The organism is Marinobacter shengliensis, from assembly GCF_030297115.1.
Taxonomy (GTDB): domain Bacteria; phylum Pseudomonadota; class Gammaproteobacteria; order Pseudomonadales; family Oleiphilaceae; genus Marinobacter; species Marinobacter shengliensis.
Window position 1 is genome coordinate 2,191,827 of the sequence record NZ_AP028062.1, and the last position, 12,962, is coordinate 2,204,788.

Here is a 12,962-nt window from a genome sequence, read left to right on the forward strand (position 1 = left end):
CTGTAAGTCCATTCTAACAAAGAGTTCTAAAGACTTCGCTCAAATTGCCGTTAGTCAATTAATTCACATCTATAATTGATGAGAAGCTGATCGAAACAACCTCAGTCTTATCGGAGGGACTCCCCTTGCAATTCTCATTTTCTCAGAAACTGCTCGTTGCCGTAGGTGCTCTCATCATAATGCTGATGGCTGCGTTGACAGTGGCAACGGATATCAGGCTCAGATCAACGACGGATCGTTATGTTGACGCGCTTATGGCCGACGCGGTAGAGCAGAGTACGTCCAGTATTTCCGATTGGCTCAACACTCGCCTGGACATGGCTGAGGCGACGGCCAACGCCCTTGAGGGCATCCGCACCGACAATATGGCCCGTACCCTGATGGAAGCGATGACGCGCGGCGGCAATATTATGGATGTCTATGCCGGCACCGAGGACGGCCGGATGCTAATGCGTAGCCCAGAGGTGGAAGCGACACTGCCACCTGACTACGACCCCCGCACCCGCCCCTGGTTCCAGGGAGCCCAGCGGTTAGGGCGTTCATCATTCACTGAGCCCTATCAGGATGCCAGCACTGGCGCGACCATTATCTCCGCCATGGCCCCGATCAAGTCCGGTTTATATAAAGGAGCAGCCGGCATGGATATCGGGCTTGGCACGATTGACCGAATGTTGTCGACGATCACCCTGGCCGATACCGGGTTCGCCGCACTGGTAAACGAGAAAGGCACTGTGCTCTTCTACCCGGACTCAGAGGTGGTCGGAAACAACATTTCGGACATTATCGGCCAGCGGCCAGCTCTTGATGGAAGCCAGCATACATTTGAGATGGACGGCGCCCGCTGGAGTGTCAGTTTTCATCCGATAGCCGATGCCCGGGCTGTGGAGTGGTACCTGGTGACGTTTGTTAACGAGGACCTGATCAACGCTCCGATTGTTGAGGCCCGGGTGGGCGGCCTTGTCATTGCCGCTGTGGGTTTGATAGTTGCCCTGGTGGCGCTGTATTTCGGAATACGATTGCTGATGGTGCCGGTGCGCCGCCTGAACAGTGCGATGTCCAGTATTGCTTCGGGTGATGCAGATCTTACCCGCCGACTGGACGATTCCGCTTCGGACGAGTTTGGCGCACTGGCGCAAAGTTTTAACCGATTTGTGGAGAACATTCAGCAGGTTGTCCGGGAAGTCAAAGAGGGTAGTGATGACCTGGATGAGAATGTGACCGCCTTGCGCAACACCTCCAGTACCAGCCGTTCGAGCGTTGAGAGCCAGCAGAGCGAGATTGACATGATTGCTACGGCCATCAACGAAATGTCTGCTGCTGCCGGGGAGATTGCCCAGAACGCACAGCAAACAGCGGAAGCGGCTGAGAATGCCGATCAGGAGAGTCGCGAGTCCTTGCTGACGGTGACTGCGTCGAGGGATGCGGTGCAAAAGCTTTCCAATGAGGTTAATGCAGCTGCTGAAGTCATCGACACTCTGGGTAAGGATGTGTCGTCCATCACCACGGTGCTGGAGGTTATTCAGGGCATAGCAGAACAGACCAACCTGCTGGCACTGAACGCCGCAATCGAGGCCGCAAGGGCAGGGGAAGCAGGACGTGGCTTTGCGGTGGTGGCAGACGAAGTACGCAACCTGGCCCAGAGGACCCAGTCTTCCACTGAGGAAATCAATAACATGATCGAGCGTCTGCAGAAAGGCGCCGGCGATGCGGTGGAAGTGATGAAGGCGTCAACGGCGGTGTCTAATGTCAGTATGGAAAAAGCCCAGGACGCCATGGAATCCCTGAACCGGATTGCCGAGGCCATCACCGCCATCAGCCAGATGACGTCTCAGATTGCCACAGCGTCTGAGGAGCAAACCTCGGTTACCGAAGAGCTGAATGCCTCCATCACCCGGATTGCGGACCAGGGCCAGGAAGCAGCCAAAGCCGCCAGTGAAAACGATGTGTACAGCGGGCACATTGAAACCATTGGCAGAACATTGAATGAAAAAGTGACCCGCTTCCGCGTATAGCGGAGGCTGGCCATGGACGGCCAGCGGGTCATAACCTTTCAATCAGGTGAGGCAATCTGGCTCAGATAATCGAGCCGGCGACGCAGGTTTTCCAAAGTGTGCCGCCCCACATACATGGATTCCTCGCTGAGGTACGGGTTCTCCAGGGTTATCACTTTGCGCTGCTCAAGCCCAAGCTCTGTCACTGCGCGACCGAACCATCGCTTCAGGTAAACTGCAAAACTGCCATCTTTGATGGCGCGTTCTATTCCCAGCTGTAACCGATGGGCGGCCTCCTGATCATTTGGAGCGACAAAAAGATAGGATGGCATGTGGTAGGCGAACAGAATGTTGGGTTCGATGACCAGATCGTCTGCCCGATTGTGTTCAAGGTCAAACAATACTTCACCAACGCCACGGGCAAAGCATTCAAAACGTTCATTGCGCAGCATGCCAAACAGGATTTCATAGCGGGTGTGGGTAACCACCTGCAAGCCGTTGGCCTCGAGAATCGGCGTGTCTGGCCAGTGAGAGCCCTGGCCAATCCGGATTTTTCTTGAAGTCAGGTCATCTATGTTCTGGATGCCCTCGAACTGGGGCAGGTGCTTTGGTAACACCAGGCACACCCGAAAGCCCAGCAAGCCGCCATCTACCGGCAAAGGAATAGGATTGAGAAATTCCTCCCGTTCAGCGGTGGTCGCAACATTGGCAATATCCACCAGCCGGTTATTATTGTTGGCCAACTCTCGCAGTACCCGGCCCTGGCTCAGTTCCTCACTGCGCAGGACCGTGAAGTCGCCGTATTCCGACGTTTTGGCCAGTGCCAGTTCCACAAGTGACCGGATGGCCGGGTTATCGTAATTCCGGTACCAAAGAATAAAGGTGCGCTTGTCATCCGGTTCGACTGACATGGCTGGAGCGGGCAAGGACAAACACAGGGCCAGAAGAAACCCCGGTAGATAACGATGAATGAAACGATTTCGTGCAACCAATGCCTTGTTCCTTAAGTGGCGCGCCCCCTAACTGTAGAACAGAATCTGTTACTGAAACCGGATAACTTTCAAAAATACTGTAAAAGATTCTTGAAGCACGCGCGTTCGGCTGTAATGATCCCGAAAAACCATTCTCTGGAGCCCTGAATATGGCACTCATTGATACACTTATCGGCACCGCTGGCCAGTGGGTAACCGCGAGCGACCCGAAAGCCACGCTTCTGCAGCCTGTTGCATGGCTTAAGAAAACCGGCAGCTATGCCACTGTTAACCGCCTGATTGGACTCGCCATTCCCTTTGCACCGCGAAACGGCTTCAGTGTCGAAGAGATGCGCCCCGGTTATGTTCGGGCGAAAATAAAGCTCAAGGGCAACAAGAATCATTTTGGCAGCCTGTACGCCGGTGCCTATTTCCTGGTGGCGGAAATTCCCGGTGGCGTACTGTCACTGTTTGACTTGGGGCCTGCCTATACGCCGATCCTCAAGGAGATGACCCTCGAGTTCCTGCAGCCGGCCAATTCGGATGTGACGGTCGAGTTTTCACTGGCGCCGGAAGCGGTTGCCGCCATTCTGGCGGACGCCGATGCCACCGGCCGGGCGAAGTTCACCCTGGAAGGCAAGCTGAAAGACAAAGAGGGCAACCACGTGGCCACCTCGCTTGCCCATTACCGGGTGCGCAAGAAGGGTTTCAAGCCTCAGGACTGAGCAATTTCCCGCAGGGTTTGCAGGAAGACCTCGCCATATTTCTCCAGCTTGGCGGCCCCTACGCCGCTGACCTCTGCCAGTTGCTCCAGGGTTTCCGGGCGGCGTTCCAGCATATCGAACAGGGTGGTGTCGTGGAAAATCACGTAAGGCGGCACGCCCTGTTTATCTGCCAGTTCCTTCCGGCACGCCCGTAACGCATCCCAGCCGGCCTGGTCGGTAATCTGCTCCCTTATTGCCGGGCCCGAGCGTTTGCCAGCAGATCTGGACGACGAGGATTTTTTGGCCACCGGGTCTTTGCGTAACTCGATAGCCTGTTCACCCTTCAGCAGCGGGCGGCACTGCTCCGTGAGCTGTAAGGCGCCATAGCCCTCCGGATCTGCCCGCAGGTAGCCGTTGGCAACCAGCTGGCGGAACACCGATTTCCACTCGTTTGCGGATAACTCGGTACCAATACCATAGGTGGAAATGGCCTGGTGTCCAGATTGAAGAATGCGTTCGTTCTCGGAGCCACGCAGCACGTCAATCAGGTAGTTAACGCCAAAGCGCTGCCCAGTACGATACACACAGGACAGCGCCTTTTGCACGGCCACCGTGCCATCCCAGGTCTCAGGGGGTGTGAGGCAGGTATCGCAATTACCACAGGGCTGCTCCAGTTCATCACCAAAATAACGCAACAGTACCTGGCGGCGGCAGCGGGTAACTTCGCAGAGGCCAAGCATGGCATCGAGCTTCTGGCGTTCTACCCGTTTAAACTGGTCGTTGCCCTGCGATGCCTCAAGCATCTGTCTCAACTTAATGACATCCTGCAGGCCGTAAACCATCCAGGCGGTGGACGGCTTGCCGTCCCGGCCAGCCCGGCCGGTTTCCTGGTAATAGGCCTCGAGGCTTTTGGGTAAATCCAGGTGGGCGACAAACCGAACGTCTGGTTTATCAATACCCATACCAAACGCAATGGTCGCCACGATGATAACGCCGTCTTCGCGCAGGAACCGTTCCTGATGGCGGGCCCGGGCTGTGGCATCCAGCCCCGCATGGTAAGGCAGGGCGGTGTAGCCTTTGTCCGCCAGCATCCTGGCGGTGGCGTCTACTTTGTTGCGGGACAGGCAATAGACAATCCCGCAATCACCTTCATGTTCTGCTTTAATAAAATCCAACAACTGCCTGTTTGCATTTGTTTTTGGAGTGATACGATACTGAATATTTGGGCGATCAAAACCGCTGACAAAGTGCCGGGCATTGGTCAGGGACAGGCGCTCGGCAATCTCTTTACGGGTTCGTTCATCCGCCGTTGCCGTCAGGGCAATCCGCGGTATACCCGGGAATTCCTGGGCCAGCATGCTCAATTGGAGATAATCAGAGCGGAAGTCATGGCCCCACTGGGATACACAGTGGGCTTCGTCAATGGCAAATAGCGACAACGATGCGTTATGAAGTAACTCTATGGTACGTGGCTGTATCAGCCGTTCCGGTGCGCAGTAGAGCAAGTCCAGTTCGCCGGTCATCAGGGCGTATTCGGTGGCACGGGCCTGCTCATAATCCATGGTGGAGTTGAGGAATGCCGCTCTCACACCGAGTTCCCGCAACGCAGCCACCTGATCCTGCATAAGCGCGATCAGGGGCGAAATAACAATGGCCGTGCCGGGGCGGACCAGCGCGGGCACCTGGTAACAGAGCGATTTACCACCGCCGGTGGGCATCAGAACCAGGGCATCGCCACCATTTACAACTTCCTGAACAATCTCTCCCTGTAGCAGGCGGAAACTCTCATACCCAAAAACCTCATGCAGTACCTGCTCCGGGCTGCGGTTAGCGGAGGAAGGCGGTTCGCGGGTCAGTTGCTCGAAGTCCTGGTCCGGATACATGGTGGTTGTCAGCCTTTGGGCGGGTGAAGTTCGGGGCGAAATGATACCAGATACTGCCGCTGGAGTGGTCAATACACCTTTTGGGATGGAGGCAAAGCGACAAGAGAAAGGATACAATAGCGCCCCTTCAGAGACTGTGATTAACCATTTCGAAAAACAACAGGGCATGCATGCAGGAATTTGACGCGATCCGACCTTATTCGGATGAAGAAACCACCCCCGCGATTCAACGCCTGGTTAACGACCCGGATTTCCTGGACATGGTTGGCCGGTTCAAATCACCGGTTGCGGCCAAGTGGGCGCCGGCCCTGCTGAGAATGTTTGTGAAGCGCTGGCTGGTTCGGAATTTCGGCCACTACCATCGGGTGGATGACTTGCAGGCCGGCTTGTCCGGCTATGTTGGCGACCTGGTTGAAAGTACCACGTCCAGGGTGACCCACAGCGGCCTGGAAAATCTGAGCAAGAACTCTGCGCACCTGTTTATCTCCAACCATCGGGATATTGTGTTTGACCCGATGGTGGTGAACTATCTGCTGTTCCAGAACGGCTTTCACACCACCCGTATTGCCATTGGGGACAACCTGCTGGCAAACCGGGTATTCGCGGAGATGATGCGGCTGAACAAGAGTTTCGTGGTACGCCGTAACATGACCAGCCCCCGGGAAATGCGGGATGCCTACCTGACCCTCTCCGGCTTCATCAATCACAGCATTGATACCAACCACAGCATCTGGATTGCCCAGCGCGAAGGCCGCGCCAAAGACGGCATTGATATGACAGACCCAGCCATCATCAAGATGTTCTACATGAGCCGAAAGAAATCCGGGCTGGAGTTTGACGAGGCCATGAACCGGCTGCACATCGTGCCGGTTTCCATCGCCTATGAATACGACCCCTGCGATGCGGACAAAGCCCGGGAACTGGAGGTAAGGGCCAGAACGGGCAATTACCAGAAAGCAGAAGGCGAAGATACAAATCAGATCATGAGAGGCCTGACCGGATACAAGGGGCACGTTCATGTGCATTTCGGCGCGCCGATCGCCGATGCGGAAGATAACCCGAAGGCCCTGGCGTCGCGGATTGATCATGAAATGCATGCCAATTATCACCTGCATGCCTCCAACCTGGTGGCTTACCAGATGCGGGGTGTTCACCCGGAAGCTCACGAGACACCGGGCAGTGTGAGCGAGAGTGTTGTGACGGCGGAAACCTGGTCACCGGCAGACCTGGAAGCCGCCAAGGCAGAAATGGAGCGGCGGCTGGAGGCCTGCGATGCGGCCATTCGCCCGTATCTGCTCGACATGTACGCCAACCCGGTGGTGAACGCCCTCGCCGCAAACAACATCGGCGAGGCGGTTCTGTCGCCGGCTGAGTAAGTCAGGCCCAGAGCATGGCGCCCATCTCCAGTGGATGGGTGAGTGCGTCATGGTATGGGTACATTCGCACTCGGAGCGTTTGCAGCCCAGGGTAGGGCGGTTGCACCTGGGTTTTGAACAGGGTCTGTCCATCTTTTTCGCCATCCGGTTCCAGAAAAAACCGATCTGGCCCGGGTTCTGCGTGAGTACCCGCACATTCCGGCGTCACCAGACATTCAACCCGAACATCGCTGGGAGCCAGGCCATTCAGGCTAACGCCAATGCTCAGTTCCACGGATTCATCCCAGGCACACTGGTCGTCCACGCAACCCCGAACGTGAATCGACACACCATCCCAGGCGGCCCTGACTCGTGCCTTCCACTCTGCCAGCTCGGTGGCCAGGTTAAAGCCATCGGCAGTCAGGCGTTTACCTTGCGCTGTGGCGGGCTGGTAATAGTTGCGAACGTAGTCCATCACCATGCGCTGGGCGTTGAATCTTGGCGTAATGGTCTTCATAGAGGCTTTTGAGCGGGTTACCCAACCCTTGGAGTAGCCCTGTGACGCACGGTTGTAGTAGAGCGGGATGATGTCCTGTTCCAGCAGATCGAGCAGGTCCCTGGCTTCTTCCCGATTGCGAAACTCCGGGTCCAGCCCGGTATCCCTTGGGGTAATCGCCCAGCCGTTGGTTTTGTCATAACCCTCTCCCCACCAGCCGTCCAGAACACTGAGGTTGAGGGCACCATTAAGCGCGGCTTTTTCTCCGGACGTACCGCTGGCCTCTTTCGGGTACTCGGGCGTGTTCAACCAGACATCCACGCCGCTGAGCAGTCGTCGGGCCATGGCTTGGTCATAGTTTTCGAGCAGGATGATGTGGCCCATCAGGGAGGGCTGCATGGATAATCCATGGATGACCTTGATCAGTTGCTGGCCGGGTTGGTCCTGGGGATGGGCCTTGCCCGCGAACACCAGCACCACGGGGTGATCTGGATTGGTCAGCAGTCGTTCCAGCCTGGCCAGGTCGGAGAAGATCAGGGTGGCCCGTTTGTAGGTGGCGAAGCGCCTGGCAAAGCCGATAACCAGGGCGTCTTTTTCAGGCGAGGCCAGCTGCCGGGCCATGCGCTCGGTTACCGAATGCCCGGTGCCGTTTCGTTTGTGCTGGCGCTTGAGCCGGCGCACGGTGTATTCGGCCATCTGTTGTTTAAGCGCCTTGTGAACGCTCCAGTAGTGATAGTCCGGAATCTTGTCGATGAAGTGCCAGAAGTCCGGGTTCAGCAATTCGCTCTTCCAGGTTGGGGCGTGCATGTCGAACAGACTCGCCCACTCCGGTGCCAGGAATGTTGGTACATGCACGCCATTGGTGATGTACTGGATCGGGTTGTCCCTGGCTGGCACCTGGGGCCAGATATCTCCCTCCATGTGCGAAGCCACCCCACCGTGAATTCGGCTGACGCCATTATGAAAGCGGGAGCCACGCAACCCCAGACTGGTCATGTTGAAGCTGTCGTCGCCATTTTTTGAGCCCAGCGCAAACACTTCGGCAAAGTCCAGCCCTGAATCCTCTACATAGGCCCCAAGATGATGGGCGACCAGATCCCGCGGGAAAATGTCGTGGCCAGCCGGTACGGGTGTGTGGGTGGTGAACAGGGTTGAACCTGCAACGGCTTCCAACGCCGCACTGAATGGCAGACCTTCCGCCATGGCCATGCGGCACCGTTCAAGAATCTGGAACGCGGCGTGGCCTTCGTTGATGTGCCAGGTTGTCGGCTTGATCCCGAGTTCAGATAGCACCCGCACGCCACCGATCCCGAGCAGCATCTCCTGACTTACGCGTGTGCTGAAGTCGCCACCGTAAAGCTGTAGCGTCAGCGCCTGGTCGTCTGCGTTGTTTTCCGGCGTGTTGGAATCCAGCAGGTACAGGCGAATATGCCCGACCCGTGCCATCCAGACTTTGGCGTAGACATCGCGGCCAGGGAAGGGCACGGACACCGTCAGCTGTTTTCCGTCTCGTTCCACCGGGGTAATGGGCAATTCATCACTGGAATGGCTCTGATAGCGCGCGATTTGTTGACCCAGGGCGTCAATGGTCTGGATGAAATAGCCCTGCTGATACAGCAACCCAACGGCCACGAACGGCAGGCCCAGATCGCTGGCGGCCTTGCAGTGATCGCCGGCCAGAATGCCAAGGCCGCCGGAATAGATGGGAAAGCTTTCATGGAAGCCAAACTCTGCACAGAAGTAGGCCACCAGGCTGGTCTTTGGGTCGAGTGCCTCCAGAACACCGGCCCCGGGCTCGGATTCAAGGTAGGCATCGTAACTGGACAGTACCCGGCGGTATTCCGCCATGAAGGCGCGATCTTCTGATGCCTCATTCAGCCGGGTCTGGGACACGCGGCGCAGGAACAGTTTCGGGTTGTGCTCAACCTTTTGCCACAATCGAAGATCGATGCGGGCGAAGAGGCTTCGTACCCCATGATCCCAGCTATAGAACAAATCGTTAGCCAGAACCTCAAGCCCTTCAATAGCCTCCGGAATATGGGGGCGGGCTTCCAGCCGGAACTCCGTTGCCTTGTGCATGATCATGACCTCCTTGCGGCCACTGGCACTGTCTCAGTCATCGTGTATCCGGCCATTGCCGGTCAACAGGTTCTGATAAAGCGTTGCGTAATCCCTGGCGCGCTGTTTCCAGGAATAATCTGCGCTCATTCCGTTCTCCTGCAGTCGCCGCCATGTCTTCCGGGTGCCAAGGGTCTGCAGGGCACGCTCGACCGCCTGGAATAGCGCATCGGGTGTGGGTTCCCGGAACACGAAACCATTGGCTTGGTCGGCAGTGACTTCTGACGGGTCGAATACGGTGTCGTTCAGGCCACCCACGCCGTGGACGACCGGCACGGTGCCATAGCGAAGGCTATACATCTGGTTCAGCCCGCAGGGCTCGAAGCGCGATGGCATGAGAAACAGGTCTGCACCGGCGGTAATGCGGTGCGCCAGGCCCTCGTTGTAGCCCAGGGTCAATGACAGCTGCCCGGGCCATGCCCGTGCCAGTTCCTGCAGCCGCACCTGGTAGTGGCTTTGGCCCGACCCCAGGATGGCAAACTGGCACCCGCGCTCCAGCAGGGGCACCGTGACGGCCAATAGCCAGTCAAGGCCTTTTTGTTCCACCAGGCGACCCACAAAGCCAAACAGGGGAGCACCACTGGCCTCAAGCTTGAGCTCCTGTGCCAAGCGCGCCTTGCACTGTTCCTTGTTTTTCAGGTGGCCGGGGCCGTAATGGAAGTCTAACCATCGGTCCTGTTCCGGGTCCCAGGCGCGGGTGTCAATGCCATTGAGAATGCCGTGCAGGTGGCGGGAACGATGACGTAGCAGGCCATCCAGTCCGTAGCCAAACCAAGGTGTCTGGATTTCCTCGGCGTAGCCGGGGCTGACCGTGGTGATGGCGTCACTGAACACCAGGCCGCCTTTGATAAAGGACAGCTGGCCGTGGAATTCAAGCAGCTCCATGCGCCAGAGAAAGTCCGGCAGGCTCAGGGCCCGAAAGGTTTCGTGGCTGAAAAGCCCCTGATAAGCCAGGTTATGAATGGTAAACACGCTCTTGGGTGGGTGTTGGGCGTTCTCCAGGAACACCGGGATCAGCCCTGCCTGCCAATCGTTGCAATGCACAATGTCGGGTTGCCAGGACAACCCAAGCTGCCCCAGTGCCATCATGGCACCGATTCGGCCAAAAAGATGAAAACGGTGAGCATTATCCCACCAGTCTTCACCATCATCGTTCTGGTAGGGGCTGTCGCCGGGGCGATCAAACAGCGCCGGGCAGTCCACCAGCCAGAGACTGACGGCCGTTCCGGGTAAACGTGTCTGCCACAGGGCAACGTCATACTGGCCATAACGGAAACGGGTTTTGCGGCGCGAACCTGCCCCTCGGGCCGCTTCCAGGGCAGCGGGATAACCGGGTAACAGTATCTGGCAATCATAACCAAGCTTGCACAAGGCCTCGGGCAGACTTGCGGAAACATCCGCCAGGCCTCCGGTTTTCACCAGCGGGTAGACCTCGCTTGTGGCAAACAGGATGCGGGTCATGGTGCTGCCCTCAGAATGATCAGCGCCAGGGGAGGCAGAGTTACCTCCAGAGAGCATGGCCTTGCCATCCAAGGCTGGTCATCGGCGATTAATGGGAGAGGGTTGCCCAGGTTGCTGCCGCCATAATAAGTGGAGTCGGAATTGAAGATTTCCTGCCAGGCCCCGCCACTGGGCACCCCGATTCGATAATGTTGGCGCGGGATGGGCGTAAAGTTGACGATAACAACAAGAACTTCCTGCTGCTGCCCACCTTTGCGCACATAACTGATCACCGATTGCGGCGAGTCGTGGCAATCAATCCACTCAAACCCCGCACCGGTGAAGTTCCGGCCGTGGAGGGCGGGCTCCCGGCGATACAAACCGTTGAGATCCCTGACCAGCGTTTGTATGCCCCGATGCGCGTCGTGTTCAAGCAGGTTCCAGTCCAGCTCCCGCTTTTCGCTCCATTCACGGCGCTGGCCAAACTCACCGCCCATAAACAGTAACTTGGCGCCGGGATAGGTGTACATGTAACTGAATAAAAGGCGTAATGAGGCCCGTTGTTGCCATTCATCACCCGGCATTTTCTGGATCAGGCTGGACTTACCGTGTACCACCTCATCATGGGACAACGGCAGCAGGAAGTTCTCGGAGAACGCATAAAGAAGGCCGAACGTGAGTTTTTCATGGTGATACTGTCGGTACACCGGATCTTGCTGGAAGTAACGCAGGGTGTCGTGCATCCAGCCCATGTTCCACTTCAGGTTAAAACCCAGCCCGCCAATTTCCGGCGGCCGGGTTACCCGGGGCCAGGAGGTGGATTCTTCCGCCATCATCAGGATGCCCGGAAAGCGGCTCTGGCATACCCGGTTGAGGTCTTTCAGGAACTCGATGGCTTCAAGATTCTCATGTCCACCGTAGTCATTCGGCAGCCATTCACCTTCGTCGCGGGAATAGTTCAGGTACAGCATGGAGGCCACGGCATCCACCCGTAATCCATCCAGATGATAGGCGTCGAGCCAGAACAGCGCGCTCCCAATCAGGAAATTACGGACCTCACGGCGGCCATAATTGTAGATCAGGGTACCCCAATCCTGGTGCCTACCACGGCGTGGGTCTTCATGTTCGTAAAGTGCGGTGCCATCGAAGCGGGCGAGGGCGTAATCATCATCGGGAAAATGCCCCGGCACCCAGTCCAGTATCACCCCGATGTTGTTCTGATGACATTGGTCGATAAGGTAACGCAGATCATCCGGGCTCCCGTAGCGGCTGGTGGGCGCATAGTAGCCTGTGGTCTGGTAACCCCAGGACTCATCCAGTGGGTGCTCGGTAATCGGTAGCAGCTCGATATGGGTGAAACCGGTTTCCAGAACGTAGGGGACGAGCTGGTCGGCCAGCTCGCGATAGGTCAGCCAACGGCCAGAGCCATGGTGTTGCCAGGAGCCGGGGTGTACTTCGTAGATACAGATTGGGCGATGCTGCCAATCAAAACGGCTTCGTTTGTCCAGCCAGTCACCATCGCCCCAGGGGTATCGGCCTCGCTCGGTGACCACGGCGGCATTGGAGGGCCGATGCTCAAAAGCCTGACCATAAGGGTCAGTTTTGATGATCTCACCACGGGCCGTGCTGATCGCAAACTTGTATATGGCCCCGGGCCGGACACCCGGTATAAACAGCGACCAGACCCCCGAGCTTTCGTTCGCCCGCATCACGTGCTGGGCCGAATTCCAGCCGTTGAAATCTCCAATCACACTGACTGAGCGGGCGTTGGGTGCCCAGACGGCAAAACGCACGCCTTCTTTCCCGCTGGCCGTGAGTGGGTGGGCACCCAGCACATTGTAAATGTGCCAATGGCGACCTTCGGCAAACAGGTGGAGATCGAACTCGCTCAAGGCAGGGCTTTCCATAGACCTTCGATTCCCGATCAGGATGGCAGGACAATGACCGTTATTGAACGCCGTTGGGCCTGTACAAAAAATGACCCAAGACAATATTACGTCATAA

Annotated in this window: 8 protein-coding genes; 3 read left to right on the forward strand and 5 right to left on the reverse strand. The window is 57.1% G+C overall.

Annotated elements, in window-relative coordinates; all coding sequences use genetic code 11:
* The first annotated feature begins 185 nt into the window (after positions 1–185).
* Positions 186–2,012 carry a methyl-accepting chemotaxis protein gene (locus QUE75_RS10115; RefSeq protein WP_286249736.1) on the forward strand — a complete coding sequence of 609 codons (1,827 nt, stop codon included), beginning with the start codon at positions 186–188 and terminating at the stop codon, positions 2,010–2,012.
* Positions 2,013–2,050: 38 nt separating this feature from the next.
* Here the strand turns inward: QUE75_RS10115 and QUE75_RS10120 are convergent, their stop codons facing one another.
* The gene (locus tag QUE75_RS10120) at positions 2,051–2,902 is read right to left on the reverse strand and encodes a type 2 periplasmic-binding domain-containing protein (protein WP_286249738.1); all 852 of its coding nucleotides are present in this window, start codon (positions 2,900–2,902) and stop codon (positions 2,051–2,053) included.
* 230 nt (positions 2,903–3,132) lie between these two features.
* Here QUE75_RS10120 and QUE75_RS10125 point away from each other — a divergent pair, with 230 nt between their 5' ends.
* On the forward strand, positions 3,133–3,687 hold the full coding sequence (locus tag QUE75_RS10125) for a PaaI family thioesterase (RefSeq protein WP_061332915.1): 555 nt from the start codon (positions 3,133–3,135) through the stop codon (positions 3,685–3,687).
* Here the strand turns inward: QUE75_RS10125 and recQ are convergent.
* Positions 3,678–5,549, reverse strand: coding sequence for a DNA helicase RecQ (gene recQ, locus QUE75_RS10130; RefSeq protein WP_286249740.1), 1,872 nt, complete (start codon positions 5,547–5,549; stop codon positions 3,678–3,680). The genes QUE75_RS10125 and recQ overlap by 10 nt on opposite strands.
* Positions 5,550–5,719: 170 nt before the next feature.
* On the opposite strand from recQ, the gene QUE75_RS10135 reads away from it, so the two are divergent.
* Entirely contained in the window at positions 5,720–6,925 is a 1,206-nt protein-coding gene (locus QUE75_RS10135; protein ID WP_286249742.1) for a 1-acyl-sn-glycerol-3-phosphate acyltransferase, read from the forward strand.
* A gap of 1 nt (position 6,926) precedes the next feature.
* On the opposite strand, the gene glgP is transcribed toward QUE75_RS10135, so the two are convergent.
* Genes glgP through glgB form a run of 3 tightly spaced genes read right to left on the reverse strand, consistent with a single transcriptional unit; the run spans position 6,927 to position 12,865 of the window.
* Entirely contained in the window at positions 6,927–9,479 is a 2,553-nt protein-coding gene (gene glgP, locus QUE75_RS10140; RefSeq protein WP_286249744.1) for an alpha-glucan family phosphorylase, read from the reverse strand.
* Between the two features lie 33 nt (positions 9,480–9,512).
* Positions 9,513–10,979 (reverse strand): glycogen synthase GlgA, encoded by a 1,467-nt coding sequence (gene glgA, locus QUE75_RS10145; protein WP_286249746.1) that lies wholly within the window; start codon positions 10,977–10,979, stop codon positions 9,513–9,515.
* Positions 10,976–12,865: a 1,4-alpha-glucan branching protein GlgB gene (glgB, locus tag QUE75_RS10150; protein WP_286249748.1), complete on the reverse strand. Its 1,890-nt coding sequence runs from the start codon at positions 12,863–12,865 to the stop codon at positions 10,976–10,978. Before glgB ends, glgA begins: the two co-directional genes overlap by 4 nt.
* Positions 12,866–12,962 lie beyond the last annotated feature (97 nt).

Excerpts from the sequence above, each read along its gene's own strand:
- QUE75_RS10115 (WP_286249736.1), top strand. The coding sequence starts at position 186 with ATGGCTGCGTTGACAGTGGCAACGGATATCAGGCTCAGATCAACGACG.
- QUE75_RS10120 (WP_286249738.1), bottom strand. The coding sequence starts at position 2,902 with ATGTCAGTCGAACCGGATGACAAGCGCACCTTTATTCTTTGGTACCGG.
- QUE75_RS10125 (WP_061332915.1), top strand. The coding sequence starts at position 3,133 with ATGGCACTCATTGATACACTTATCGGCACCGCTGGCCAGTGGGTAACC.
- recQ (WP_286249740.1), bottom strand. The coding sequence starts at position 5,549 with ATGTATCCGGACCAGGACTTCGAGCAACTGACCCGCGAACCGCCTTCC.
- QUE75_RS10135 (WP_286249742.1), top strand. The coding sequence starts at position 5,720 with ATGCAGGAATTTGACGCGATCCGACCTTATTCGGATGAAGAAACCACC.
- glgP (WP_286249744.1), bottom strand. The coding sequence starts at position 9,479 with ATGCACAAGGCAACGGAGTTCCGGCTGGAAGCCCGCCCCCATATTCCG.
- glgA (WP_286249746.1), bottom strand. The coding sequence starts at position 10,979 with ATGACCCGCATCCTGTTTGCCACAAGCGAGGTCTACCCGCTGGTGAAA.
- glgB (WP_286249748.1), bottom strand. The coding sequence starts at position 12,865 with ATGGAAAGCCCTGCCTTGAGCGAGTTCGATCTCCACCTGTTTGCCGAA.